Genomic DNA, 26,337 nt, shown 5'->3' with positions numbered 1-26,337 from the left:
CTACTTCATAACAACCACACAGTAGCGTAGAAAGCAGTACACGGCATTCTTAGGAGGGTTTTAAGTTCAAACCATGGGTTGTGGCGACATAGCACGTCAACAACCATGAACATTATAGATAGGATACAATCCATCGGCCCTGGCGCGATGGTCGCGGCGGCGTTCATCGGCCCTGGAACCGTGACGACCGCGAGCGTAACGGGTGCGGAGTTCGGCTACGCCCTCGTCTGGACCATCGTGTTTTCAATCGTCGCAACCATCGTGTTGCAGGAGATGAGCGCCCGTCTCGGCGTCGTATCGCGAAACGGACTCGGCGAGGCACTCAAAGACCAGTTCGACAACCCCGTTTTCTCGACGGTCAGCATCGCACTCGTTGTGAGCGCAATCGGAGTCGGAACCGCGGCCTACGAAACCGGGAACATCCTCGGCGGGGCCGCCGGGCTCGCCGGAATCACGGGTGTCAGCGCGAACGTTTGGGGACCGCTGATGGGAATCTGCGCCGGCGTACTGCTGTGGACCGGTCGGTACAAACTCATCGAGAAGTCCCTCGTCGGCCTCGTGGCGCTCATGGCCGTCGCGTTCGTCGCCAACGCAATAATCATCGGCCCCGACCTCGGCGCGCTGGCGATGGGATTCGTCCCCAGCGTTCCGGAGGGCTCCGTCTTCCTCATTACGGGTCTCATCGGAACCACCGTCGTCGGCTACAACCTCTTCTTGCACGCCGGGAGCGTCCAAGAGCGGTGGGCCGGGCCGGACGAGTTGCCGGAATCGCGCGCCGACACGATACTCTCGATTCTCATCGGCGGCGTAATTACCATCGCCATCCTCGTCACCGCCGCGGCGGTGTTCCCCGTCGGCACCGAAATCAGCGACGTGAGTACGATGGCGGAACAGATAGAACCGCTCGCGGGGACGCAGGCGACCGTTCTATTCAGCATCGGCCTATTTGCCGCCGGGTTCACGAGCGCGACGACCGCGCCGCTGGCCGGAGCCTACGCCACCGCCGGGGCGCTCGGTTGGGACACCGACCTCAAATCGACGAAGTTCCGCGCCGTCTGGGGTTCGATTCTGCTCGTCGGCATCGTCTTTTCCGCCCTCGGTTTCCAGCCCGTGCAGGCAATCGTCTTCGCGCAGGTCGCAAACGGAATCCTTCTTCCCATCGTCGCACTCTTCCTCATCTACGTGATGAACGACCGCGACATTCTCGGGGAGTACGTGAACAGCACCGCCCAGAACGTCATCGGCGTGGTCGTCACGCTCGTCGTCGTTTGGCTCGGATTCCGATCACTCTACGGCGTTGCGCAGAGTTTGGGGGTGTTCTGAATGGCCGGGAACACCCGCGTCGGCGTGGACGTTGGCGGAACGTTCACGGACGTGGTTCTCCTTCCGCCCGACGACGAACTCGTGACGGCGAAAGTTCCGAGCACGGACGACCAGAGCGTCGGCGTCATTTCCGGTATCGAAAAAGCCTGCGAGGAGGCCGGAATCGACCCGAGCGACGTAGACGCCTTCACCCACGCGATGACGGTTTCCGTCAACGCCCTGCTCGAAGAGAACGGGGCGAAAACGGCCCTCGTGACCACCGAGGGCTTCCGCGACGTGCTGGAAATCGGGCGACAGGCCCGCCCCGACCTGTACGACGTGAACGCGGACAAACCCGCGCCGCTCGTTCCGCGGCGGCGCAGGTTCGAAGTCGCGGAGCGAACCGCAATCGGCGGGGTTCGGGCTTCGCCCGACGAAAACGAGATTCGAAAGGTCGCGAAACGCATCCGCGACTGCGGCGCGGAAAGCGTCGCAGTCGCCCTTCTACACGCCTATCAGCATCCGGAAAACGAGCAGTTGGTTGCCGACACCCTCCGCGAGGAACTCGACGTTCCCGTCTCCGCGTCGCACGAAGTGCTCGCGGAGTTCCGTGAGTACGAACGAACATCGACGACGGTCGTGGACGCCTACGTCACTCCGGCCATCGACGCCTACATCGGTCGGTTGGAGGAGCGCGCCGAAACCCTCGGCGTGCCGGTGCCGCGAATCATGCAGGCGAACGGCGGCATCGCCCCGGCGAAAACCGTCCGCGAACACGCGGTGACGACGACGATGTCGGGTCCCGCCGGGGGCGTCGTCGGCGCGGCGGAAACGGCGAACCAGAGCAATCTCGACGGATTGGTCACCTTCGACATGGGCGGCACGTCGAGCGACGTGAGCCTCGTCCGGGACGGCGAGGTCGAGCGAACGACGAACGCCGAAATCAACGGCCGACCGATCAAAACCCCGATGGTCGACGTGAACACGGTCGGCGCTGGCGGAGGTTCAATCGCGTGGATTGACGCCGGAAACGCGCTCCGGGTCGGCCCGCAGTCGTCCGGCGCGAACCCCGGCCCGGCCTGCTACGGGCGCGGTGGAACAAAACCCACGGTCACCGACGCGAACGTCGTCCTCGGCTACATCGGCGGGAGTTCGGCTCTCGGCGGCGAGCTCGAACTGGACGTGCAGGCTGCCCACGACGCCCTCTCCCGACTCGCTGACGAGGCGGGACTCGAAAGCGCGCTCGACGCCGCGCGCGGCGTCTTCCGGGTCGCAAACGCGAACATGACGCGAGCGATTCGGGCCGTGACTGTCGAACGCGGTCACGACCCGCGCGGGTTCGGCCTCGTCGCGTTCGGCGGCGCAGGACCGATGCACGCCGCCGCGCTCGCTGAAAGTCTCGACATGAGCTCGGTCGTCGTCCCCCACGCCTGCGGCGTGCTGTCGGCCTACGGCCTCCTCGCCGCGGACGAGAAACACGATTCGGTCAAAACACTGCGAAGCCAGCTTTCTGGAATCACACTGGATTCGGTCGAATCGACCTACGACGAACTCACGGACGACGTGCTTTCCGACGTGGAAAAGCCCGAGACCGCGGCGGTTCGTCGGGCGGCGGATCTACGATACGTGGGCCAGAGCTTCGAACTCACGGTTTCCGCCGGAGAATCGTTCGACGCCGAGGCGGTCGCGGAGCGATTCCGTGAGGCGCACGAAAACGCCTACGGCTACACGATGGACGATCCGATAGAACTCGTGAATCTGCGAGCGACGGCGGTCGTCGAACGCGAATCGCCCGCCGTCTCCTACCGAACCGCGGGCGAAGCCAGAAAGGGATCCCGAGAGGTCTTTTTCGGCGATCAGCGCCACGAGACGCCGGTTTTCGACCGGGTCGGACTCGGTGAGGGTCGAACGGTCGAAGGTCCCGCAATTCTCGAACAGAAAGAAAGCACCGTCGTCGTCCCCCCGGCGTGGACGGGAACGGTGCAAGCGGATGGAACGCTCGTGCTGTCGGGAGGTGATGGAGAATGAGCGGAACTGAATCGGCGGCGGACATCGACCCGGTGACGCTCGAAATCATGCGCAATCAGTTCGAGAGCGTCGCCGAGGAGATGGGCCACGTGCTCATCACGTCGTCGTACTCGCCGAACATCAAGGAGCGCCGAGACTGCTCCACGGCCCTCTTCGACGCCGAGGGGCGACTCGTCGCGCAGGCCGAACACATCCCGGTTCACCTTGGTGCGATGCCCGCGGCGGTGACGACGGTGCTTTCGTACGACCCGGAACCCGGCGACGTGTTCGTGCTAAACGACCCGTTCGAAGGCGGAACCCACCTCCCCGACGTGACGATGGTATCACCGGTTTCTATCGACGGTGAGATTCTCGGCTACGCGGGTTCCCGCGCGCACCACGCCGACGTGGGCGGGATGACCCCTGGAAGCATGCCCGCCGGAGCGCGGGAAATCTATCAAGAGGGAATCCGACTGCCGCCGGTTCGACTTGTAACGGGCGGCGACGTGAACGACGACGTGATGAACCTCCTGCTCGCGAACGTCCGGAATCCCGGCGAACGCAAGGCGGACATCCGCGCGCAAATCGCGGCCAACGAACGGGCGGAAGAGCGACTCGGCGACCTCGTGGAAGAACACGGCGAAACCCGCGTCGTCTCTGCCTTCGACGCGGTGATGAACTACTCACGCGAACGCATCAGCGCGGAACTCGCCGACCTGCCGGACGGGGAGTTCCGCGCCCGCGACGTGATGGAGGGCGACGGCGTCACGGACGATGAGATTCCAATCGAGGTGTCGGTGACGGTCGACGGCGACCGAATCGAGGTCGATTTCGCCGGAACCGCGGAACAGGTCGCCGGAAACGTGAACGCGCCGCTGGCGGTCGCCAAAAGCGCGGTGTACTTCGTCATCCGGTGCGTGACCGACCCGGAAATTCCGCCGAATCAGGGCTGTTACGACCCGATTTCAGTGTCTGTTCCCGAGAGGTCGCTGCTGAATCCCCGGCCTCCCGCGGCGGTCGTCGGCGGCAACGTCGAAACCAGCCAGCGCGTAACCGACGTGGTGTTCACCGCGTTCGCGGAGGCGGCACCCGATCGCGTTCCCGCGCAGGGGCAGGGAACGATGAACAACCTCACCATCGGAAGTCGGGGCGGCGGCGACGACGGCTTTACCTATTACGAAACCATCGCCGGTGGATTCGGCGGCAGGCCGACGAAGGACGGCATGGACGGCGTGCAGGTCGGGATGACCAACACGCTGAACACGCCGGTCGAGGCGCTCGAAGCCGAATATCCGCTGTTCGTGGAGGAGTACGGGCTCCGCGAAAACAGCGGCGGGCGCGGCGAACACCGGGGCGGCCTCGGCGTCGTTCGTTCCGTTACGGTCGAAGCGGACGCAACGGTGTCCCTGCTGACCGAACGCCGTCGAGTCGCTCCGCGAGGCATCGCGGGCGGAGAGGACGGCGAGCCGGGCGAGAACCGCATTTCGGGCGAACTCGTTCCGGCGAAGACGACGCGCGACGTATCTTCCGGGACGACGATTACCGTCGCCACGCCGGGCGGCGGCGGCCACGGATTCGCCGACGAACGCGACCCGGCGGAGATCGAACGCGACCGTAAGGACGAAAAAATGGAGCGGGACGAATGAGCGAAAATCGGGAACGGAGGTGGCGATAATGTTCGGCTGGCGCGCCCGTCTCGGCGTCGTCGTCCCGTCCTCGAACACGACCGTCGAAGGCGAGTTTCGGCGGGCGCTCCCCGACGGCGTGAGCCTTCACGCGGCCCGGATGCCCCTCGAATCGGTGACCGTGGCGGAGCTGGATTCGATGGCGGACGATGCGGTCGCCTGCGCGGAGCGACTCGCCCACGCGAACGTGGACGTGGTGGCCTACGCCTGCACGACCGGAAGCCTCCTGCACGGAAGCGGATTCGACGGCGACCTCGAACGGTCGCTGTCGGAGACGGCGGAAGTGCCCGCGGTCGCCACCGCGCTGTCGGTCAAACGCGCGCTGCGGGCGCTCGACGCCGAACGAATCGCGGTCGTGACGCCGTACACCGACGAACTGAACGACCGCGAGGAATCGTACTTGAACGACGCCGGATTCGACGTGGTCGAACTGGACGGACGCGGAATCGAGGCGAACATCGGAATCGGGACGCTGCGACCCGAAGACACCTACCGACAGGTTCGGAAAGTCGTTTCGGAACTCGAACTAAATTCGGATTCGAGTTCCCGGTCGGAGTCGAGTTCAAAATCAGATTCTGAACCGACTTCGAACTCGAAGTCGGAGTCGGCAGGCGATTCGAAACCGCTCGCCGACTCCGTAGACGCCGTGTTCGTCTCCTGCACGAACTACCGGACGTTTCCGTCGATAGAAGCGCTCGAAGCCGACCTCGGAATTCCGGTCGTAACGAGCAATCAAGCGACGCTCTGGGACGCGCTTCGGCGACCCGGCGTCGCCGGAGGCGCGCCGGGTCGTTTGGGTACCATCGACTGAGCGGAGGCTCGGTTTCCGTCGGTTTTCCAACGATACCGCCCGACCGCGCTCACTTCGGTGGGCGCAGTCGGTAGTAGCGTCGGTTGAGTTCGAACATGTATCCCTCGCGCATCGATTTGAGAATCGCGTAGGTCATGAGCCCGCCGACGAACGGAAGGAGCATCGTGAGGTCGAAGAGCAAGTTCGCGTCGATGGGGACGAGGTTCTGTACCGCGAAGGCGCTAATCGTGATGGCGAAAATAACGCCGAACACGCCGACCGCGGCCCAGAACGGCTCTTCGACCGGTCGCCGGGCGCTTCCTTTGTTCAGGAACGGGACGATGGCGATGACGCCGACGACGACGATGTTCGCGATGACGCCGTAGGTTCGGTCGGCCATCAGCTTATCCCCGCCGAGGACGGTGAGCTCCGGGTTCAGCGGCCCGAGTTTTAGCAGGCCGAACGACCAGTACAGATACCAGTCGGGAAGGATGATGAGCGGCGTCGAACTCGGGTCGGCCGGTGGGCCGAGATGAGGCGGAAGCGTCGCGGAGAGAAACAGAATCATTCCGACGAAAAAGCTCACGATGGAGAGGTTGCGAATCATCTCGTGGGGCCACGTCGGAAACGCCAGCACGTCACGCTCGACGTAGCTGGAGTCCTGTCGCAACTGCTGGTCTTCGTAGCGCGCGTGCTCGAAATATTCGTAGGTTAGGCGAGCTAGTCCCTGCGTTCGTTGCTTGCGTTCGAGCCACGTTGGTGATTCATCGTCCGGCGGAACGATGATTGAACCATCTGTGCGAAGTGCGTCATCCGTGTCGTTTGAATCCTCCATGCTAACATCCCCCATTCAGTTCGCACTAGATTTGAGTCGCTGTTCGCGTATGAATCTTTTCGAGAAATGCCCTTCGCGGAACGATTATCTCAATCTCGACGGTGATGACCGAAACGTTCCGGCCGAATGTTTCGCGTCCTACCGGGAGCTTACCACCGCGACCGAGCAGGGCGCATTTTTCAGCACGTATTCGACGTGATAGCCGAAAAACGCGCGCTGTGAGAGCGACCGGAGTTCGCTTCCGAGAACGATGAGGTCGACCTCGTTCGTCGTCGCTCGGTTGATTATCGCGCGCTCCGGATGGTCGTCCATAAGCACGTCGGTCAGCACGTTCGCACCGAGTTGCCGACCGAGCATCGCTTCTCGATCGGCGATTTCAGTGCCGATTTCGACCGCCTCGGACACGTCCGCCTCGCCGACGAACAGTTCTTGGAGTCGCCTGAGGTCGATGACGTGCACGACTTCCACCAATGCGTTGCAGTCGAGCGCGATTTCGAAGGCGATTTCGGCGGCGTGACGGCTGAATTCGGTTCCGACCGTTGGGACGAGAATTCGTCGAATCGGAACCGAGTCGAGCGGCCCGTTTCCGCTATCGACGTTGGCGTTCACGGCCATAACGGGCGTCGATGTCGCTTGAAGCACGTCTTCGATACCGAGGTCGAACAGCGGTCGTCCGTTGCCATCCCCGGGTCTACGACCCGTTTCGCCATTCTCCGTTTTCATTCCACCGTCTCTTGTTTCGCGGCCGGCTTCGCCATTCTCGGTTCCCATCCCGAGCACCAAGAAGTCGTATCCTCGGTGGAGTTCCTGGGTGACGGTCTCGCCGACTGGCCCCCGTCTGGGACGAACGCGATTGTGAACCATCTCCTCGGAAAGCGATAGCTGTTGCGTGGCGATGTCGAGACAGTTCTCTGCGACGGCGTTTTCGGTGTGATTTCTAGCCGAGGAGCCACCATTACTCCGCGGATCGGGCGTATTCGAACCGTGTTTGGAGAGGCGTCGGCGTATTCGGCTGACTATCGAACTACCTTTCGATTCGCTCGCGCCGACGACGTACATGTTCGTCACTTCAATATCTCGATTTCGGCCGATGTGCCCCAGCAACTGTGCGGCGAGTTGGGCGTGGACGCTACAGCGCGTCGGGAGCAGGACACGCGAGACCGACCCCAAAAAGCTCTGTTCATCTCGTTGTTTGCGCTGTAACCGTCGCTCTTCTTCGCCCGAAAGTTCGATGTGATCGATGGCGAAGCGGAGAATCGGCGGCGCGAACAGCGAAGTAACGATGGCGATGACGACGATTATCGTATACATCGTCTCGGTTAACACGCCGAGGCTGAGGCCGACGGTTGCGACGATGATTTCCAGCGCACCGCGGGCGTTCAATCCCGCCCCGATTGCGATGCCTTCCCAGTTCGACAGTCCAGCACCGCGCGCACCGACGAACGCGCCGATGAACTTTCCGGCGATGGCGACGGCTAACACGACGGCACAGACGAGCAGTATCGACGGCGTCGTGAGGGCCGTCAAATCGACGCGGAGTCCCGCCGTGGCGAAAAATATTGGGGCGAAGATACCCAGCGTGATGACTTCGAAGACGTGACGAACCCCTTGGTCGAACCGATTCACCCGCCCGACGAGAACGCCGACGACGAACGCGCCGAGGACGGCCTCCAGCCTGAGCGCGTGCGTAAGCGTCCCGACGCCCAGCGCGAGAATCATAACCGTCGTGACGAGCGAGAGGTCGCTGTTGAACGTGCTATCGACCCAGCGAATGAGGCGGGAAACGAGGCGGAGGCCGACGGTAAACGACAACAGGAGGAAAATAGCGAGGGAGATAATCGTCGTCCCCGCGGTCGTTATCGCCGTTTCCTCGGTGCCGCGCGCGAGTCCGGCGACGACGGCGAGGAGAATCCAGCCGACAGTGTCATTTATCATCCCCGAGGCGATGGTCAACTGGCTGATTTCGCGCTCGATGATACCGAGGTCGAGGAGAATTTTTGCGATGACGGGAATCGCGGAGATGGAGAGCGCGGTCGCGATGAAGAGGCTGAACACGAACCGGTTTCCGTCCGCCGTGAGGAACGTCGACGGAAGCACCCACGCGATACCGAATCCGAGGACGAACGGGACAACGATGCTCGCGCTCGCAATCGAGGTGGCTCTGCGGGCCCGACTGGCGATGAGGTCGAGGTCGGTTTCGAAGCCGGTGACGACCAACAGCATGAGCAGCCCGAGCCACGAAACCGCTTCGATCAGGTGATACTGCGCTGGGTTGGGCGGAAACAACGCTACGAAAAGACCCGGAAAGAGCGCTCCGAGTATTGACGGTCCGAGGACAATACCCGCGAGCAGTTCGCCCAACACCGACGGAAAATCGAAGTATCTAGCTACTTCGCCAAGAACGCGGGCCGTGAATAGGAGAATGAACAACTGCCCGAACAGAAAGAGCAGCTCGTGGCCTGCGAGCGGTGGAACGACGCTACTCGAATCGATGATAAGCACTGACACCCCTCCCGATACCCTATTCGACAACCTGACTGAAATACTCTTGTGGGCATGACGGTCGATGGTGCTCGATTTTCTCGCTCGTGCGTCATCGGCCGTTCACTCGTTACTCACTCTCGCATCAACAAGGTCAATCCGAGGAGGCAGGCCAGCAGAACGACGATGACGATTCGCGTGTTCGTGATATGTGCCATCTCTGTCATCGTGTTGACGAACGTCGTAAGCATAGTGACAATCGTGAGCAATTCTTTGAGCAACTGTGGCGTAACTTTCATGGTGGAAGGCCGAAGGGGGGAAGAGACTGTTTTTGCGGCAGTTCAGGTCGGCAGGTCGGATGACTCAAATTCCTAACTCGGACGAATCGCATTGTCGTACTGTGTCGCTTTGTTTCGCCGTTTCTCTCGCGTCGTGTGTCGTTTCGTTTCTCTCGCGTCGTGTGTCGTTTCGTTTCTCTTGCGCCGGGATCGGCGCACTCGTGTATGTACTGGCAGGCCTTATCAGCACCATCGACCGTTTTCGGTTCACGAACAGTCGAAACGGGTTAGAAACCAGCTAAGACGGCGAAAAATGGGGATTTGATGGGTGAAACGCGATACCGGTTGCGACGCACGCGAACCGTCGATGAACGAAATGAATGGGTTACGTTCGTCCTAAATCGTGCGAATGTTCGGGACGTCATCAGGAACCCCCAGTCGGTAGCACGTGTCGAGCGGGTATCGTCGATTTCCAGCGAGAACAAAGTGTATCCCGATGGCCACCGCGAGCAGTCCGAAGTTCCAGAACGGCGAATCAAGTAGATAACGTCGATGATGACGGGGTCGCTGTACACCGGCCAGAACGGCGACAGCGGGCGGCGATGTCGGGTGCCGAAAGCAGGTCCGCAAAGATGTGGCTGATACCGCCCGTGAGGAGACCACTGGTTACGAAAACGAATACCGTTTCGGGCGGAATATCGGTGCTCGTATCCACCGATTTGCGTTCAACGGTGCGGTGAGAATGCGCGCGTTGGCCGCTCCGCCGAGGATACTTACGATTCCGACGAACAACAGCGTGTGCGTGATACCGTGGTGAGAGACCAGAAGAACGTGCCGAAGGGGCAAATCCATGTCCGGAAGCATCGCCGTCACCAGCGCGAAGGCCGTAAATCCGAGTGCCCCACGCCGACCCCAAACGATCCACGCTGGCCCGGCGAACAACAGTGCCATCCCAAAATGCCCACTTACATCAACCATGCGAAAATCGAACGAATTGAGCAGTGATACTTGTTCCGACTGTTTGGAATATCTCTTCCGGCGGTACAATATAGATTTCGAGACGAGAAAGTATTCCGCGCCGTTGTGATGTCGGTTACACTCCGGTGTGTCACGACCACACAGATTTCATCGATTCAACCCGAGGGAGCCGTCACCGAGGGACAGTTTGTTCATCTTCGAGCGTGAACGCAAGGTATGAGCAGACGAGTTGGTCGCCGTCAGTTTCTCGCCGGTGTCGGTGCGAGTGCTGGCGGACTCCCGACAATCACCGGAAGTACGATATTCGGGACCTCCACTTCGAACCGAACCGGAAACCAGAAGAATCGTCACGTCGCGGTCAACCTCCCGCCGGAAACCGACGCGCCAGTGGACGTTCGCGGCGCTATTTACATCCCCGCACGGGCGTTCAATCGATATCAGATGTGGCGGGATTACGACCCCGAAATCATCGAACGGGATTTGGGTTACGCCGACAGCGTCAACTTAAACGCCATTCGGACGTGGATGAGCTACGAATACTGGCTCGAACATCCCGACGAGCACTGGGAGGCGCTCGAACACTTCCTTTCCACCGCCGACAGCTATGGCATGCGCGTGCTGCTCGGCCTGTTCGACAGCGTAGGGCGCGAACCTACCTACGAAAATCTCATCAACGACGATCCGCGAACCGCGGTGCAGGCGTTCTCACCCTCGACGAGAACTATGGCGAGCAAATCACTGTGGGACGATCCGCGCGATTTTATTGTCGAGTTCATGGAGCGCTATCGCAACGACGAGCGACTGCTGGCCATCGAACTGACTAACGAACCCGGTTGGAATGAGAAAGACATTCGGTTTTTCCGGCAGATGTCAAAAACGCTCACCCTATATCAGGGCGAACTCCCGCTTTCGATGGGTTCGACCAGTTTGGCGAACAACGCCGACTATCTCGAATGGGGGATGGACATCCTCCAGTTCCACTACAACTTCGCCCGGACGACAGACCTCTATGAGGGCGTGTTGCGGCAGGCGAACCACATTCAGGACAAGATCGGTGCCCCGGTGTGGCTTTCCGAGTGGCAGCGAATCCGTCCCGGCGATACATTCTTCGCGGAGGTGTCTGGCGAGGCCGCGGTTCCCGACTATGCCTCACTCGCGCCGACGATTCAACGATCCGGCATTGGGAACTTCTTCTGGTCGCTTATGGTTAAACCGGCGTTCTCGCTCTACCTCCGCGAACACGGCGTTCTCAACGGATTGTTTCACGAAGATGGCGCAGTGTGGGATTTGGACGATGCGAGCAGTATCAAGGCCATGTCCGGCGACCCCGAGTACGAGGGCGAAGAGCGGAAGGAGTACCCGGATTGGGCGGATATCATCAAGAAAAAAGCGGAGCAGGCACCCGGAGAGGAACAGCCCGAGTAAAGAAATATCTTAAATAACGAAACGACCCGAGTGACGAAAGCAACTCGAATGGCGGCTACGTGCTACACTTCGCCCGTCCCACGCGTGCTGTTTGCGGCGGAGTTATCGCGATACCGAGCTGACGTGAGATTCACCTGCTGGCTTCGGTTGTCAACGACGACGCCGAACAGATTGCGGGCGATCCACGTGTTTTTCACCGTGACGCCGGTGCTGTTCCACACCGTGATTCCGGTCGCGCTCCGAACAGTGCTCGCGTTTCGAATCGTCACGTCCGAAGCGTTGCGGAGGTGAATCGCGCGATTCCACCGCTCGACCCGAACAGAATGAATCGTCACGTTCGAGACGCCGGATTTGTTATCGACCACGATTCCCGTGGAGTCGGTGACCCCCCTCCCCAACATGGTGTGTCCGGAGCCGTTTATCCGAACGTCGCTCGAATTGATGACGAGGCAACTGCTCGCCAATCCGGTCGTGCCGCCGAAATCGTCGGTGAGAACGTACTCACCGGGCTCGGAAATCGTTCGGCAGTGGTCGAGCGCGGTCGGTTCGGCCGATTTCTCGTCGAGGCCGTCGTTCCACGGTAGTTCGACGAAACCAACTGCGAGGGTCAGTGCAACGAGGAGAATCAACGGGGCGACGAGGAGGAGTTTTCGCCCGATAGACGACGAATCGATGGAGACCATTCCTACCGGTAGTGTTCTTCGCTCTACGTATTAAATATCGTCGGCTACGACCGGCATCGAAAGCTATTATGTCCTCCGAAAGCCGGAGGATATATGCAAAATTATCATGGTATTTCAGTGGTGTTTTTCGGGTCGGTGTGCACGCGCACCCGACCTCGACGACCGCGCAACCAAAACGAACCGATGCTGTCCGGATTGGCCTTCTTTTGACGAGGGAAATACTCCACCCCGGAAAGGATTACAATGCGAACGACTGCAAGGAGTGAGCGACGGCATGCCGCGTCCAGCACCATATCCACAGCACCACCAACCACCATAGCACTACTTACCGCAGTTCACGACAGCAACGCACCGACACTCGACAGCCTATTTCTCACTGATTGCTCTGAGTTGGCCATCGGACGCCCCAGTGAAAACGCGACCACCGGCAACCGCTGGAGACGAGTCCACGTATGGGTCGTCCTCGCGCTCGCCCTTGAAATTGAGTCGCCACGCGTTTTCGCCATCGACCGTCACTGCCGAAACGCCGTGTCTGCACCCGACGTAGACGACGCCGTCCGCGACCGTGGGCGACGATTCGACGCTGTTGCATTCGCCGAAATCGTCGTAGTGCCACAATTCGTCCCCGGTTTTCGCATCGAAAGCGAGCACAGCGCAGGCCTCGAACTGCTCTTCGTCCTCCGGGTCGGTGACGACGAGCGGACTGTCACCTACCGTCCCGACGAAAACCCGCCCGTCTGCGACGACCGGCGAGGACGAACTAAATCGGTGAGCGACATCGACCTTCCATCGCTTACTTCCGTTCGCGACGTCCACCGCGTAGAACCACTTTCCCCACATTCCGGCGTAGAGAATGCCATCGACGACGGCAGGTGCCGACGAGACGTACCCGTCGGTGTCGAACTTCCAGATTCGCTCGCCGGTGTTCGTATCGACCGCGCAGATACCGCCGTGGTCGCCCGTTTCCGTCGTGTAAACAACGTCGTCCACCAAGACCGGTGAACTGTTCATCGTCGGCGTTCCGGCGTCGAAAAATCATTCAACTCGCGGGTTTCGCGCGGGAGCGCTCGCAGTCGATGCCGAACCGTGATTTCCCGCATCGCGGCCGAAGCACGGCCACGAATCCCCCTCGCCCGTTGATTCGATGGTCGCGTCCCGCGTGGACGGAGACTACCCTAGTTTCGACTCGGTGAGACAGCCCGCAACCGTTACCATCCCACCGAGCGCCACGATTGCTCGACGGCGCGACCATCGCTCGCCGTTCGACGCTTTATCGTCGTTCATAGTTCTCGAGAGATGTGTTACGTGAAAAACATCACGAAGGATAAATAACCGCTGTACCGAAACGTCGGCGCGTCGGTGCGAAATTTCTCTCCGAAATTCGGGAGTATGCACGAGAGGTATAGTAATGACTGCTTGAAGCGGTGTGACAGCGTACAAAAATAACGAAATCCCAGCTTTCTATAGTTCTAATAAATAGCGAAAACCCACCGAGAGCTGCTGCTCATCGGTGGGTAATGAATGAGAGTATGAGTGGGAGGCGGCGAATCGAATTTCCCAGAGGCTCGCGCACTCCAGTACTGATCGAAACGCAGACAGGCTTAACTACCGTGTTCGGGATGGGTACGGGTGTGGCCCTGTCGCTGTGGCCGCCTTAACGTCAACTCACGGAATCGAACCGTGACGTGGATACCAATCGTTGATGGTTCATTTGAACCGTATGTAGTGTGTGCAATCCAGTTTGCGCCTGGACTCACACGCGTGTGCGTGTGAATTCCAATATGCGGTATGATTGTGTGGCATTGACCTGTTAGTTCTCGCGGACTGAACGCCTCGTTGCCTCGGCGCGTACATCCCGAGCCTATCGAACTCGTCTTTTACGAGTGGTCTCAGGTGGTATCTCTTTTCCAGGTGGGTTTCGAGCTTAGATGCATTCAGCTCTTACCCCGTGGTGCGTGGCTGCCCAGCACGCGCTCTTTCGAACGACTGGTACACCAGTGGCACCCATTCGTAGTTCCTCTCGTACTATACGAACGTTCCCGTCAGATACCGTAACACCCCCAATAGATAGCAGCCGACCTGTCTCACGACGGTCTAAACCCAGCTCACGACCTCCTTTAATAGGCGAACAACCTCACCCTTGCCCGATTCTGCACGGGCAGGATGGAGGGAACCGACATCGAGGTAGCAAGCCACCGGGTCGATATGTGCTCTTGCCGGTGACGACTCTGTTATCCCTAAGGTAGCTTTTCTGTCATCAATGGCCCGCATCAAGCAGGCTCATTGGTTCGCTAGACCACGCTTTCGCGTCAGCGTCCCTCGTTGTGTAGGACACTGTCAGACTTCCTTATGCTCTTGCGCTCTTCTCCGAGTCTCCGACTCGGGTGAGGAAATCTTGGGGCGCGCTCGATATCTTTTCGAGCGCGTACCGCCCCAGTCAAACTGCCTGGCTACCGGTGTCCTCCGCCAGGAGTGAGGGTCACAGTCACTACCGGGTAGTATTTCACTGATGCCTCGGTGGCCCGCTAGCGCGGGTACCTGTGTAATGGCTCCTACCTATGCTGCACAGTAGCGACCGTGTCCCAGCGACAGCCTGCAGTAAAGCTCTATAGGGTCTTCGCTTCCCCTTGGGGGTCTCCAGACTCCGCACTGGAACGTACAGTTCACCGGGCCCAACGTTGGGACAGTGACGCTCTCATTGATCCATTCATGCAAGCCGCTACTGAAGCGGCAAGGTACTACGCTACCTTAAGAGGGTCATAGTTACCCCCGCCGTTAACGGGTCCTTCGTCCCATTGTACTGGGTGTTCAGATACCCGCACTGGGCAGGATTCAGTGACCGTACGAGTCCTTACGGATTTGCGGTCACCTATGTTGTTACTAGACAGTTGGAGCGTCCGAGTCACTGCGGCCTGCCCTTATACAGGGCAGGCATCCCTTATCGCGAACTTACGGGACTAACTTGCCGAATTCCCTAACGTCGGTTGATCCCGACAGACCTTGGCTTTCACCGCCAGAGTACCTGTGTCGGATCTCGGTACGATTAACACACTCGTCTTTTCACGGGCCCCGGGTACCATCAACTTGCGCTATCTCAACATTCATCCGCTTCCTGCCATTACGGCTTCCACGGATTTTGATGATTCGACCGGGCGAAAGCCCGGCTTGATGTTTCCTGAGGCGTCGACTTTGAATGGTGTTAGCACTGGAATATTAACCAGTTTCCCTGTTGTCCCACTCGAATTGCGATGGGACTTAGGATCGGCTAACCCTCAGCTGATAAGCATTGCTGAGGAACCCTTACTCGTTAGGTCGTCGGGGTTCACACCCGACTAACGCTGCTACTATGGCCAGGATTTTCTATACTGAACGGTCCATACGAACTCTCGCCCGCACTTCCACCCATTCAGAATGCCAACCTACTGGATCACTCGATCAAGAGTGCCGCTAGGTCTCGGTAGTGAACTTGAGCCCCGATCATTTTCGGCGCCGCAAACCTCGGCCGGTAAGCTGTTACGCTATTCTTAGAGGGTAGCTGCTTCTAAGCTCACCTCCCGGCTGTTTAGGGCTTGCGACCACCTTCAATCGCACTTAGCTCACATTTGGGGACCTTAACCCAGCTCTGGGTTGTCTCCCTCACGGTACACAGGCTTACCCCGCGCACCGGATTCCCCGCGTCAACAACGTCCGTAAGTTTGGAGTTTGACAGGGAGGCCGACTCCTCTCGGAGGCGGCGTTCCCAATCGGTCGCTCTACCTCACGGACTATCTCTACGGAGGTCATGCTTCGACATGTTTCGGTTGGAACCAGCTGTTGCCGGATTCGATGGGCCTTTCACCCCTACACATAGGTCACGAGAGGGTATTGTAGGACACCAACTCTAGCAGGCCTCCACGTGGCTTTCGCCACGCTTCGCCTTGCCCATGCGTAGATCATCCGGTTTCGGGTCGTACCCCAATGACTCCCCGCCCTTGAAGACGGTGACCCTCGCGCAAAGCGCTGCGGTCGTATTGGTTTCCCTGTGCCTGCCCCGATACTCGGGTTAGGCTCGCCATTATGATACACTCCCTGGCTCGTTTTTCAAAACGTACGACAGAACATCGGCTCCCAGCAATTCCTACTGGGGGTTTGCACCCGGTTCGTTTTTTGCTGGGCCTTGTATGCCCTGTCGCTCCATCGCCACTTGATTTCAGGCCCTATTTCACCTCTCTTTTCGAGGTGCTTTTCAGCGTTCGCTCACGCTACTTGTTCGCTATCGGTCTCAAGACGTATTGAGTCTTCGCGGTCGATGCCCGCGATATTCACGAGGGATTTCCGACCCCCGCTACTCGGGAACTGACGCACAGCGTACTGGTCTATCGTACGGGATTGTCACCCTGTTTCATGCTCCGTTCCAGAAGACTTCTGATAGAGGTTCGACTGATGAATGTCAGTCCATACACCACATTGCCCGAAGGCTTCGGTTTGGACTGTGTCGGGTTCACTCGCCGTTACTAGCGACATCGCGTTTGCTTTCTTTTCCTGCCGATACTGAGATGTTTCAGTTCTCGGCGTTCCCCATTGCGCGAAGCAATTGCGGTGGGGATTCCCATTCGGAAATCTGCAGTTCTTAGTCTCCGTGCGACTCCCTGCAGCTTTTCGCAGCTTGGCACGTCCTTCGTCGGCGCTTGAGCCGAGCCATTCACCAAGTGGCACAGTAGCCACGTAATAATAATTGGATTGGATTCACTGTAATAACTCACACGTGTGTGAGTCCAGTGGACGCCTGGATTGCACGTACATACGGTTGTCATCGCACGACACAGTGGTCGCTGAGTGCGTACGTCGAACCCTTCCCAACCACGTTTTCACGGGTTGGTGCATCGGTTGTAGGGATTAGTTCGTTTCGCCCCCTTATACTTAAGGGACGCGATTCGAACCAATCCGTGAAATGGACCCACAGGGATTCGAACCCTGGGCATCCTCCTTGCAAAGGAGGCACTCTACCACTGAGCTATGGGCCCACCTCGCCAGATGGCGAGGGACTTTATTAACCCTGGTAGTTCAAAGGTGCCCGACCAGAAATGTGGTCGAGGTCGTCGAAAAACCCTAATGTGAGCCAGGCCATCGGCCTGGTCTCGTTCGTTAGGAGGTGATCCAGCCGCAGATTCCCCTACGGCTACCTTGTTACGACTTAAGCCCCCTTGCGAAGCCCAGATTCGACCATCGCCTGATGGCCTCATCCGGACCTCACTCGGGTGCTTTGACGGGCGGTGTGTGCAAGGAGCAGGGACGTATTCACCGCGCTCTGCTGAAGCGCGATTACTACCGAATCCAGCTTCATGAGGGCGAGTTTCAGCCCTCAATCCGAACTACGACCGAGTTTCGGAGATTAGCGCCCCCTCTCGGGGTTGCAACCCATTGTCTCGGCCATTGTAGCCCGCGTGTAGCCCAGCACATTCGGGGCATGCTGACCTACCGTTGCCCGTTCCTTCCTCCGCTTTAGCAGCGGCAGTCCTCCTAATGTACCCAGCCACCACAAGGGTGCTGCTGGCAATTAGGAGTGCGGGTCTCGCTCGTTGCCTGACTTAACAGGACGCCTCACGGTACGAGCTGACGGCGGCCATGCACCTCCTCTCAAAAGCTCTAGTAAGCTCATCAAACTGACCGTCACAGCTATTGTCGGTGCTGGTGAGATGTCCGGCGTTGAGTCCAATTAAACCGCAGGCTCCTCCGGTTGTAGTGCTCCCCCGCCAATTCCTTTAAGTTTCATCCTTGCAGACGTACTTCCCAGGCGGCTCGCTTCTCGGCTTCCCTACGGCACAGCACAGGCTCGTAGCCTGTGCCACACCTAGCGAGCATCGTTTACAGCTAGGACTACCCGGGTATCTAATCCGGTTCGTGACCCTAGCTTTCGTCCCTCACCGTCGGATCCGTCTTCCCGAGGCGCTTTCGCCACCGGCGGTCCGTCTAGGATTACAGGATTTCACTCCTACCCCAGACGTACCCCTCGGGTCTTCCGGTCCCAAGCCGACTGGTTTCCGTCGGACGCCTGCTCGTTGAGCGAGCAGATTTCCCGACGGACCTGTTCGGCCGGCTACGGACGCTTTAGGCCCAATAATATTGGCCATCACTTGAGCTGCCGGTATTACCGCGGCGGCTGGCACCGGTCTTGCCCAGCTCTTATTCGTGTACCACCTTACGATACACAAAAGCGAGGACTATATGCCCTCGCACTTGGAGTTCCCTTATCGCACTGTCGTGCAGTGTAAAGTTTTCGCGCCTGCTGCGCCCCGTAGGGCCTGGATTCTTGTCTCAGAATCCATCTCCGGGCTCTTGCTCTCACAACCCGTACCGATTATCGGCACGGTGGGCCGTTACCCCACCGTCTACCTAATCGGCCGCAGCCACATCCTATAGCGCCGGAGCGTTTCCGGCCCCCCGTGTTCAAACGTGGGGGCGTTATCCGGTATTGTCCTCAGTTTCCCGAGGTTATTCCAGTCTATAGGGTAGTTTGACCACGTGTTACTGAGCTTTCCGCTACGAGTCTAAGCTCGTGCAACTAGCATGGCTAAATCGAACTCCAATAGCAATGGCCTCCGGCAGGATCAACCGGAATGGTTTCCGAGCATAAAGCTCGGTGGGTCTGGCGGAGACACTATGCGTAATGCATTGTGTGCTATGTGTCCGTCGTTCGACGACCCCGAACCAACTATCTGGACGGGTGTCACCGAACTACCAGGGCTAACATCAGATTCCATCGTGTACGGCTGACCGCAGGGGTGGAATCCTCATTTCCTTCGGACTTGACGAAAGGTACGAGAGAGTATTAAACCCTTCGAACCTTTGTTGTCCGAGATTGCGAGACGGTTTGAACGCCTCGCAGATCGCGTGTTGAGTCTTTCTTCGCGTTCATATCCGAGGCCCCTGTTGTATTTAAGGGCGTCGGATTTCGCTCGCCCTTGGCGAGTATCGCCGAGGGCGCGTGTTACATCCAATCCGAATCGCCGTAGTTATTTAAAGGCACCGGATTGAGTGTGTTTTGGTCGTCCCGAACCGTGGGACGCCGTCGACATTACATCCGAATGCCCCCATACACTTAAGGGCGTTGGATTGGGTTTTCTTTCGCCCGACTCCGACTTTCAGCCGCGAGGCGTGGGAGTCGAGCGGCCACCCGGTGGAGAACACCGTGCGACCTTCGCATTTGTACGAATGGCAGGCATACATTTAAGGCCGTCGAACGACAACCTCATTGGGGAATATTCACTAGCATTAGGGGAGGAACGAGCCGACTGCTCGTCGAAATTAAAGTATCGCGCGAGTGGAGGCCGAGCCGTCATCCCACGCATCGTGCGTTCAGTCCGGTCGGATGTGCCGCGCGCGTCCGTAACATTACAGGGGGGAAGCAAAAATCTTTGTAGCTGTGTTCGCGTGCGTGCGAAGAATTGTATTTTACTTGTGAATGCCTCGTAAAAGGCACAAATATCAAAACGAGAACGGTTCACCCGTCCAAGTGTTCGATACCCTGCTTGGAAACGTTTGCTTCAGTGATTTCTCCCGGCATCCAGTCGGGTTTGTCGTCGGGAGCGTCCTCGTGCCACGCCCACCCTTCGTAGATGTGGACTTTGTCGGTTCCTTTCTCTCGAAGGCGCAGTTCTACTCGATCTGCTGCGTCCTCGGAACTTCCGGGGTCGAGCCGTCTCGCCGCTTTGAGCGCGGCCTGTCGCGGGGTGTTGCCCGAGAAGACACTCGATTCATCTCCATCCGTTTGGCGCAGTGCAAAGTTTCGCTTACCATCGTCACGTACCATGGTTTTCTCCTCCATGCCAACCCAGCACAGGGGCCACTATAAATATATCGCCGATATGAGCGGTTTTCGTCGATAGATATATATACCATGTTTCGCCGTCGCGTGGTTTTCGAGCGAAGGAACGAAGGCCGAGCAAGGTAAGTGGCTTCAGTGCATATGGAATCGATGAGAGCGGCGAATCAGAACAGTACGGTAGAAAACACTTAAGTAGATGCTACGGCGAAGGACTGCATAAGATACCGCGATGGTACGGAAAAAGAAGCTCAGCCCGAGTGGCGCGAAAGACGAAGACGGCGAATACCACAACGTCCACGTCAACCTTCACGAAGATGAACTGGCCGTTGCTGGCATGGAAATCGGTGATGAGGTCTTCGTCCGGGTCCGAGAAGACAAGATTATTATTCAAAAAGCGGACAAAGACGAGGTCGAACACGAGTTCTAACTCGCCGCGGGGAAACCGCAGGCAATTTCCTTCTCAACCGGTAAAACGATGTACGGATACGACGCCGTCAGACCACTATTGTTTCAGTTGCCCGCAGAGACCGCTCACGGAACCGTTCACTCGTTGCTCAAAGAAGTGCAGGGGACGCCGGTTGAGCGACTGCTCCGCGCGAAATACCGAGTCGACGACCCCGAACTGGCCGTCACTGCGTTCGGCCAGTCGTTCCCAAACCCGGTGGGTGTCGCCGCGGGATTCGACAAAAACGCACAAATACCGTCCATACTCGCCAGCCTCGGCTTCGGCCACGTCGAAATCGGCGGCGTAACCGCAGAAGCACAGGACGGGAACCCGAAGCCGCGGATGTTCCGCCTCCGCGAGGACGAAGGTATCATCAACCGCATGGGGTTCAACAACCACGGAGCAGATAGAATCGGCGCGCGCATGGCCACACAGTCGCTCCCCGACGTTCCGGTCGGAGCGAACATCGGGAAATCAAAAAGCACGCCCCTCGAACACGCCGAGGAGGATTACCTGTATTCCTACGAGCGAGTGTCCGCCCACGCGGACTACTTCGTCGTGAACGTCTCCAGTCCGAACACACCCGGCCTCCGTGAACTCCAGAACCGCGAAAATCTCGAACGAATTCTAACGACGCTTCAGGACGCGGGCGCGAGTCCTCTCCTCGTGAAACTCTCGCCCGACCTTCCGGAACCCACAATCGAAAACGCGCTTTCTCTCGTGAACGAACTCGGTCTTAACGGCGTTATCGCCACGAACACGACGACCGAACGTCCTGACAACCTCCGCAGTCAGTACCGCGACGAAGAGGGTGGGCTGTCGGGGCGACCCATCCAGTCGCGCGCTACGGAGATGATTCGGTTCACCGCCGAACACGTGGACGTACCGGTCGTCGGTGTGGGGGGTATCTTCACCGCCGAGGACGCCTACCGGAAGATTCGCGCCGGGGCGCACGTCGTTCAGTTGTACACCGGACTCGTCTATCGAGGCCCGGCAATCGCCCGTGAAATCAACGAAGGCCTGCTCGAACTGCTCGACCGCGACGGGTTCGACACCATCGAGGACGCCATCGGCGCAGACCTCGACTAAGTACTGTAGTTTTTGTAGCAGCCGAATCCAATTTTTCCACATCGCTCAGAGATATTTTTCGTGCGGCGCGCGCTGGTGTGGCGTCGAGGACTTCACGTCCGAGACGCCATCACTGAAGCCGCGCGAGGAACGAGGCTTGCAAGACGCGACGCGTCTTGCTGACCTGCGGCCGTGGCCCGCAGGTATCGCAACAAAGTGAGGAACGGAATCGGGTGGGGAGACGGAGAATTGTTGCGGTTCCTTGGTGGATGGAGGGCGAGTAAGCAAACCAACGTGTTTGCGCAGTATCGGAAAACCGCCGGTTTTCCGATACTGCGCAAAACTCCGTCTTCCGCAGGCTTCGTTTGGAGTCGTGATTTGCTCGCGGACAAAAGTTTCTCACCTCCCGCTTTTGCCCCACGGATACACCCGAAAGTCGCAGTGCCTTTGACGGCCCGCGTTACACAGTGTGTATGAACGGACGCCTACGCGATGACGAGGTAGTAGTCGGCGGCGACGCCCGCCAGCGCTACTACGATTCGCGGGGATACGGCAGACCGCTCGACGGAAACGAAATCGCTCTCTCGCGGGTCGAAGCCGCCCACCTCCTGCTTCGCGGCGACCTCGATTCGGTTGCGGAAATGAACTTCCACGAGTTCCTACAGGAGGCAACCGGCGACGGGTTCGCCGCGCGATTCCTCGTCTACGCCGACTTGCGAGAACGCGGATTCTACCTCTCGCCAGACCGGTCGGAGTGGGTGACCGACCCGCTCGCAGATTCCGATTTCGTCGTCTATCCGCGAGGAAGCGGGCCGTGGGACGACGAAGTCCTGTACCGCCTTCGAGTGGCAAGCGAGCGGGAAACGATTCCGGCGTCGCGCCTCGGCGACGTGGTGCTCGCAATCGTGGACGAAGAGAGCGAAATTACCTACTTCGAAACCGACCGCACCGAGATTTCGGGTACCACCAATCACGACGCGCCGACCAACATTTCGGGGTCGCTTCTCGCCGACCGAGTGCTGGTGTGGGATGCGCCGGACGAACTGCATCGCGAATCGTTTTACGGTCAACCGATGGGCGGCCGCAACCCGGCGGGAGTGTTGCAGCTGTCGCTGGTCGAGGCGGCACATCTCGTCGCGGAAGGGAACCTCTCCGTTTCTGGAGGATACGACGAAATCGTCACCCGCGGACGAGACGTGGAGGGCGAGCGATTCGACCGCCGACTGTACGTCTATCGCAAACTTCGGGAACAAAACGTGGTTCCGAAAACGGGATTCAAATTCGGCGCGGATTTCCGAACCTACGCGGACGTGGAGTCGGTGGACGAGTTGGGCCACTCCGAGTTTTTGATTCGCGTGGTTCGGGGCGGACACGCGTTCTCCCCCCGTGACCTCGCGCTGGACGTGCGGTTGGCCCACGGGGTACGAAAGAAAATGATTTTTGCGCTCGTCGCGGAAAACGAACGAATAACAGACTGGCTTTCGGTCACCCGACTCACACCATGACACGAGACGATACAGACGACAGTGACGATTCTAGCACCGAGTTTGATACGCCTGCGCTCCTGTCCGACGGTGGAACGGCCGCGGGCGAGGACGACGTCGCGCTCGATCCGTGGGGATCCGCGACGGTCTCCGACTACCGCAAACTGTTCGAGGAGTTCGGCATCGAGGAGTTCGACGGCGTGCTTCCGTCGGTTCCGAACCCGCATTACCTGATGCGCAGGGGGGTCATCTTCGGCAACCGCGGCTATCGCCGGGTCGCCGAGGCGATGCGGAACGGCGAACCGTTCGCCGCGCTCTCGGGGTTCATGCCGACAGGCGAACCGCACATCGGACACAAACTGGTGTTCGACGAACTCATCTGGCACCAACAGCAGGGCGGGGATACTTACGGTCTTATCGCCGACCTCGAAGCCCACAGCGCGCGCGGCCTGTCGTGGGCGGAGATAGACCAACACTCGCGCGATTATCTGCTCTCGCTTCTCGCGCTCGGATTCGACGCCGAGGAGGGAACGCTGTATCGTCAGTCCGAAAACCGCGAACTCCAAGACCTTTCCTTCGAACTCGGGTCGAAAGCCAACTTCTCGGAGTTTCAGTCCATCTACGGCTTCGACGGGGAAACCAACGTTTCGCACGTCCAGAGCGTCGTCACGCAGATGGCCGACATCCTCTATCCCCAACTGGACGAACCGAAACCGACCGTCATCCCCGTCGGCCCCGACCAAGACCCGCACGTCAGATTGGCCCGCGACTTGGCGGTCAGAATGCGGTTTTTCGGCGTGACCAAAGCATACGCGAGTTTCGAACTCGACGAAGAAGAACGAGAACTCGTCGCCGAACTGTACCGGACGCTCGACCCGGCGGATTTCGACGACGATTCGCTTCGTTGCGTCCACGTCGCGCAGGCGCTCGACGGAATGACGCCGGACGAACTCGGTGTTGACGCCGAAACCGTCGCCTCCGCGAAGGCGAAACTCGACGAAGCGGGGATGGAACCGGTTCGCCCCCGAGTTCGGTTCCTGGACCGAAACGCAACGGAGGAAGCCTTTGACGCCCTCATCGGGGCCATCGACGGCGAAAAGCGCGTCTTCGACGAGCACATCGACGCCTTCGACCTCACGCGCGAGGAAGCCGAGGAACTGGCTCGCGAAGTCGAGATGGAAAACGACGGCTACGGGTTCATCATGCCCTCCTCGATTTACCACCGGTTCATGACCGGCCTGACGGGCGGGAAGATGTCCTCGTCGGTTCCGGCGAGTCACATCAGTCTGATGGACGATCCCGAGGATGGCTACGACAAAGTCAAATCCGCAACGACTGGCGGACGCGAAACCGCCGAACTCCAGCGCGAGAAGGGTGGCAAAGCCGACGAATGTCCGGTGTACGAACTGTACGCCTACTTGCTTTCGGGCGACGACGACGAGTTCGCCACGAAGGTGTACGAAGAGTGCGTCGGCGGGGAGCGACTCTGCGGCGGGTGCAAGGAGCAGGCGGCGGAGTTGATGAAGGAGTTCCTCGAAGAGCATCAGGAAAAGCGCGAGGAGGCGGAGGAGTTGTTAGAAGAGTTGGACATTCAGCTGAAATCGTCGCGGCGATAAGTCGGTTCGCGCTCTATTCGATCACTGTTCGAAAAAGAGAGAACAGATATTACGGTGGCTAGCTATCCGTGTCGGTGTCCGTATCGGTTCCATCAGAATCAGTATCACCGTCGTCGCTATCGGAATCCGTGTCCCCGTCGTCACTGTCCGAGTCAATGTCTCCATCAGAATCGGTATCTCCATCGCCGCCGTCCGAATCAGTATCCCCGTCGCTTCTCTCCGAGTTGGTGCTCGCATTGGTCTCCGTGCCTCTTGCCGGGACGGGTCGGTCGGTAGCGATTTCCCGCGCATCGGATTCCCTCCCGATGTCGGAACCGATGCTGTAGAGGATGAGCGGTGGGGCGATGTACGCGATAATCGCTAATACTACGAACAGTCGGTCGATAAAGATGAGCAGACCGAACGCGGTGAGCGCCGCCGCCGAGGCGGCGTGAACCGCGGTGTGTGTGTACTCTCGGTAGTAGTTCCACAGTCCGCGGAGCCACCGCGTCGTTGCCGACACGACTTCGCTTTCGGTTGCGATGGAGGCCATTCAGAATGACTACGGTTCCAACACGCAAAAACCCGTAACTCCGAATTTCACATTTCACTTTTCCACGACGACGCACGGCGTCGCGGAATCCACGAACTCCTCGTCCTCGACCAGTTCCCAGTAGTTCCGCGTCTCGGCACCAGTCACCTCCCGCACCACATCTTCGCTAATCAGGTTCGCGCCGGTCAGTACTAACTCGAAGGACTCGCGCTTTCGACCCTCGAACTCTCTATCGAACTGCTTCCGACTGGTTTCGTTTGGGTAGTTCAGTACGAGGTGGCCACCATCCCGCACGTGGGAGTACAAACTCTCGATTGCACGTCGCGGTTCCTCCACGAAGTAGAGCGTGGCGACGCAGTACACCACGTCGAATTTTTGGTCGGTGTCGAGGCCGGGAAGCGAATCCACCGCGAAGTGTAGGTTGTCGAGTCCCTGTACGTCGGCTTTTTCCGCGTTGTCCCGAACCACCGTCTCCGAGAGGTCGAAGCCGAAAACCTCCGTTTCGGGGTGGCGTTCCGCGAGGAGAAAGGGAACGACTGCCGGGCCACATCCCACTGACGCGAAATCGTCGGGTACGCCCCGCCACTCGAAAAATCGCTCCGCGAGGTCGGCCATCCGTTCGCCCCCGATGTAGGCACAGCGGTCGTAGTCGGCGCGGCGGTAGAACCGCTCCCAATCCATCATATCGAAGAATTCGATGACGAGGGGAGAAATCGCTTCGGAATCTTACTGCCAAGGCTGTAAAAGAATTAACTAATCGAGATAGTCTTTTATTAACTACCGAGTATCAAAATACGCTTAATTAGAGCATGAAGAAGTCCCTCAATACAACAAGGTCCCTCCAGAGCAGTAGAATCTCGGATAACGCCAGAAGTTGTCGTCAATTCCTTCGGAAAATCGGTGTCGCAATCACAACTGTCGGAA

The 26,337-nt window shown here is 59.0% G+C and carries 18 protein-coding genes, 1 tRNA gene, 3 rRNA genes and 1 pseudogene; 9 read left to right on the top strand and 14 right to left on the bottom strand.

The genetic code is table 11. From position 1 onward, the window contains the following. Positions 1-105 precede the first annotated feature (105 nt). From LIX15_RS07435 to LIX15_RS07420, 4 genes are read left to right on the top strand one after another with little or no spacing between them, the layout of a single operon-like run. Positions 106-1,323, top strand: coding sequence for an Nramp family divalent metal transporter (locus tag LIX15_RS07435; RefSeq protein ID WP_227776848.1), 1,218 nt, complete (start codon positions 106-108; stop codon positions 1,321-1,323). Beyond that, the gene (locus tag LIX15_RS07430) at positions 1,324-3,330 is read left to right on the top strand and encodes a hydantoinase/oxoprolinase family protein (protein WP_227776847.1); all 2,007 of its coding nucleotides are present in this window, start codon (positions 1,324-1,326) and stop codon (positions 3,328-3,330) included. Then, entirely contained in the window at positions 3,327-4,955 is a 1,629-nt protein-coding gene (locus LIX15_RS07425; RefSeq protein WP_227776846.1) for a hydantoinase B/oxoprolinase family protein, read from the top strand. Before LIX15_RS07430 ends, LIX15_RS07425 begins: the two co-directional genes overlap by 4 nt. Positions 4,956-4,983: 28 nt before the next feature. Continuing rightward, positions 4,984-5,805 (top strand): maleate cis-trans isomerase family protein, encoded by an 822-nt coding sequence (locus tag LIX15_RS07420; RefSeq protein ID WP_227776845.1) that lies wholly within the window; start codon positions 4,984-4,986, stop codon positions 5,803-5,805. A gap of 49 nt (positions 5,806-5,854) precedes the next feature. On the opposite strand, the gene LIX15_RS07415 is transcribed toward LIX15_RS07420, so the two are convergent. From LIX15_RS07415 to LIX15_RS33130, 4 genes and pseudogenes are all read right to left on the bottom strand, one after another. Next, on the bottom strand, positions 5,855-6,619 hold the full coding sequence (locus LIX15_RS07415) for a cytochrome b family protein (RefSeq protein ID WP_227776844.1): 765 nt from the start codon (positions 6,617-6,619) through the stop codon (positions 5,855-5,857). A gap of 138 nt (positions 6,620-6,757) precedes the next feature. Next, a complete protein-coding gene (locus tag LIX15_RS07410) occupies positions 6,758-9,121 on the bottom strand; it encodes a cation:proton antiporter domain-containing protein (protein WP_227776843.1) in 2,364 nt (787 codons plus the stop codon). Positions 9,122-9,234: 113 nt separating this feature from the next. Further along, positions 9,235-9,399, bottom strand: coding sequence for a hypothetical protein (locus LIX15_RS07405; RefSeq protein ID WP_227776842.1), 165 nt, complete (start codon positions 9,397-9,399; stop codon positions 9,235-9,237). 375 nt (positions 9,400-9,774) lie between these two features. Then, a pseudogene (locus LIX15_RS33130) lies at positions 9,775-10,356 on the bottom strand (metal-dependent hydrolase). Positions 10,357-10,572: 216 nt separating this feature from the next. On the opposite strand from LIX15_RS33130, the gene LIX15_RS07390 reads away from it, so the two are divergent. After that, positions 10,573-11,781 carry a glycoside hydrolase 5 family protein gene (locus LIX15_RS07390; protein WP_227776839.1) on the top strand — a complete coding sequence of 403 codons (1,209 nt, stop codon included), beginning with the start codon at positions 10,573-10,575 and terminating at the stop codon, positions 11,779-11,781. 62 nt (positions 11,782-11,843) lie between these two features. Here the strand turns inward: LIX15_RS07390 and LIX15_RS07385 are convergent, their stop codons facing one another. From LIX15_RS07385 to LIX15_RS07350, 8 genes are all read right to left on the bottom strand, one after another. Continuing rightward, positions 11,844-12,464, bottom strand: coding sequence for a right-handed parallel beta-helix repeat-containing protein (locus LIX15_RS07385; protein ID WP_227776838.1), 621 nt, complete (start codon positions 12,462-12,464; stop codon positions 11,844-11,846). A 104-nt stretch (positions 12,465-12,568) separates the two neighbouring features. Then, complete coding sequence (locus LIX15_RS07380) at positions 12,569-12,757, bottom strand: hypothetical protein (protein WP_227776837.1); 189 nt, start codon at positions 12,755-12,757, stop codon at positions 12,569-12,571. A 73-nt stretch (positions 12,758-12,830) separates the two neighbouring features. Beyond that, entirely contained in the window at positions 12,831-13,475 is a 645-nt protein-coding gene (locus LIX15_RS07375) for an outer membrane protein assembly factor BamB family protein (RefSeq protein WP_227776836.1), read from the bottom strand. Positions 13,476-13,999: 524 nt separating this feature from the next. After that, positions 14,000-14,121: ribosomal RNA gene (gene rrf, locus LIX15_RS07370) — 5S ribosomal RNA — on the bottom strand. Positions 14,122-14,255: 134 nt separating this feature from the next. After that, a 23S ribosomal RNA gene (locus tag LIX15_RS07365) occupies positions 14,256-17,173 on the bottom strand. Between the two features lie 222 nt (positions 17,174-17,395). Then, a tRNA-Ala gene (locus LIX15_RS07360) sits at positions 17,396-17,467 on the bottom strand. Between the two features lie 123 nt (positions 17,468-17,590). Further along, a 16S ribosomal RNA gene (locus tag LIX15_RS07355) occupies positions 17,591-19,062 on the bottom strand. The 16S, 23S and 5S rRNA genes sit together here with 1 tRNA gene alongside, the layout of an rRNA operon. 882 nt (positions 19,063-19,944) lie before the next feature. Beyond that, positions 19,945-20,253, bottom strand: coding sequence for a non-histone chromosomal MC1 family protein (locus LIX15_RS07350; protein ID WP_227776835.1), 309 nt, complete (start codon positions 20,251-20,253; stop codon positions 19,945-19,947). A gap of 244 nt (positions 20,254-20,497) precedes the next feature. Between LIX15_RS07350 and LIX15_RS07345 the strand changes: the two genes are divergently transcribed. From LIX15_RS07345 to LIX15_RS07330, 4 genes are all read left to right on the top strand, one after another. Next, positions 20,498-20,695 carry a hypothetical protein gene (locus LIX15_RS07345; RefSeq protein WP_007982308.1) on the top strand — a complete coding sequence of 66 codons (198 nt, stop codon included), beginning with the start codon at positions 20,498-20,500 and terminating at the stop codon, positions 20,693-20,695. A 48-nt stretch (positions 20,696-20,743) separates the two neighbouring features. Continuing rightward, positions 20,744-21,802 (top strand): quinone-dependent dihydroorotate dehydrogenase, encoded by a 1,059-nt coding sequence (locus LIX15_RS07340; RefSeq protein ID WP_227776834.1) that lies wholly within the window; start codon positions 20,744-20,746, stop codon positions 21,800-21,802. 452 nt (positions 21,803-22,254) lie between these two features. Beyond that, positions 22,255-23,286, top strand: coding sequence for a tRNA-intron lyase (gene endA, locus LIX15_RS07335; RefSeq protein WP_227776833.1), 1,032 nt, complete (start codon positions 22,255-22,257; stop codon positions 23,284-23,286). Beyond that, complete coding sequence (locus LIX15_RS07330) at positions 23,283-24,881, top strand: tryptophan--tRNA ligase (RefSeq protein WP_227776832.1); 1,599 nt, start codon at positions 23,283-23,285, stop codon at positions 24,879-24,881. Before endA ends, LIX15_RS07330 begins: the two co-directional genes overlap by 4 nt. 58 nt (positions 24,882-24,939) lie before the next feature. On the opposite strand, the gene LIX15_RS07325 is transcribed toward LIX15_RS07330, so the two are convergent. Beyond that, positions 24,940-25,413: a hypothetical protein gene (locus tag LIX15_RS07325; protein ID WP_227776831.1), complete on the bottom strand. Its 474-nt coding sequence runs from the start codon at positions 25,411-25,413 to the stop codon at positions 24,940-24,942. Between the two features lie 54 nt (positions 25,414-25,467). Beyond that, positions 25,468-26,097: a class I SAM-dependent methyltransferase gene (locus LIX15_RS07320; RefSeq protein WP_227776830.1), complete on the bottom strand. Its 630-nt coding sequence runs from the start codon at positions 26,095-26,097 to the stop codon at positions 25,468-25,470. Positions 26,098-26,337: the final 240 nt, after the last annotated feature.

Source organism: Haladaptatus pallidirubidus, from assembly GCF_020700235.1.
In the GTDB taxonomy this organism is placed as follows: domain Archaea; phylum Halobacteriota; class Halobacteria; order Halobacteriales; family Haladaptataceae; genus Haladaptatus; species Haladaptatus pallidirubidus.
This window is presented reverse-complemented; position numbering and strand designations above follow the sequence as displayed.

What these genes read in the sequence shown, in the direction of transcription:
- LIX15_RS07435 (WP_227776848.1), top strand. Translation starts at nt 106, where the DNA reads ATGAACATTATAGATAGGATACAATCCATCGGCCCTGGCGCGATGGTC.
- LIX15_RS07430 (WP_227776847.1), top strand. Translation starts at nt 1,324, where the DNA reads ATGGCCGGGAACACCCGCGTCGGCGTGGACGTTGGCGGAACGTTCACG.
- LIX15_RS07425 (WP_227776846.1), top strand. Translation starts at nt 3,327, where the DNA reads ATGAGCGGAACTGAATCGGCGGCGGACATCGACCCGGTGACGCTCGAA.
- LIX15_RS07420 (WP_227776845.1), top strand. Translation starts at nt 4,984, where the DNA reads ATGTTCGGCTGGCGCGCCCGTCTCGGCGTCGTCGTCCCGTCCTCGAAC.
- LIX15_RS07415 (WP_227776844.1), bottom strand. Translation starts at nt 6,619, where the DNA reads ATGGAGGATTCAAACGACACGGATGACGCACTTCGCACAGATGGTTCA.
- LIX15_RS07405 (WP_227776842.1), bottom strand. Translation starts at nt 9,399, where the DNA reads ATGAAAGTTACGCCACAGTTGCTCAAAGAATTGCTCACGATTGTCACT.
- LIX15_RS07390 (WP_227776839.1), top strand. Translation starts at nt 10,573, where the DNA reads ATGAGCAGACGAGTTGGTCGCCGTCAGTTTCTCGCCGGTGTCGGTGCG.
- LIX15_RS07385 (WP_227776838.1), bottom strand. Translation starts at nt 12,464, where the DNA reads ATGGTCTCCATCGATTCGTCGTCTATCGGGCGAAAACTCCTCCTCGTC.
- LIX15_RS07380 (WP_227776837.1), bottom strand. Translation starts at nt 12,757, where the DNA reads ATGGTGCTGGACGCGGCATGCCGTCGCTCACTCCTTGCAGTCGTTCGC.
- LIX15_RS07375 (WP_227776836.1), bottom strand. Translation starts at nt 13,475, where the DNA reads ATGAACAGTTCACCGGTCTTGGTGGACGACGTTGTTTACACGACGGAA.
- LIX15_RS07350 (WP_227776835.1), bottom strand. Translation starts at nt 20,253, where the DNA reads ATGGTACGTGACGATGGTAAGCGAAACTTTGCACTGCGCCAAACGGAT.
- LIX15_RS07345 (WP_007982308.1), top strand. Translation starts at nt 20,498, where the DNA reads ATGGTACGGAAAAAGAAGCTCAGCCCGAGTGGCGCGAAAGACGAAGAC.
- LIX15_RS07340 (WP_227776834.1), top strand. Translation starts at nt 20,744, where the DNA reads ATGTACGGATACGACGCCGTCAGACCACTATTGTTTCAGTTGCCCGCA.
- endA (WP_227776833.1), top strand. Translation starts at nt 22,255, where the DNA reads ATGAACGGACGCCTACGCGATGACGAGGTAGTAGTCGGCGGCGACGCC.
- LIX15_RS07330 (WP_227776832.1), top strand. Translation starts at nt 23,283, where the DNA reads ATGACACGAGACGATACAGACGACAGTGACGATTCTAGCACCGAGTTT.
- LIX15_RS07325 (WP_227776831.1), bottom strand. Translation starts at nt 25,413, where the DNA reads ATGGCCTCCATCGCAACCGAAAGCGAAGTCGTGTCGGCAACGACGCGG.
- LIX15_RS07320 (WP_227776830.1), bottom strand. Translation starts at nt 26,097, where the DNA reads ATGATGGATTGGGAGCGGTTCTACCGCCGCGCCGACTACGACCGCTGT.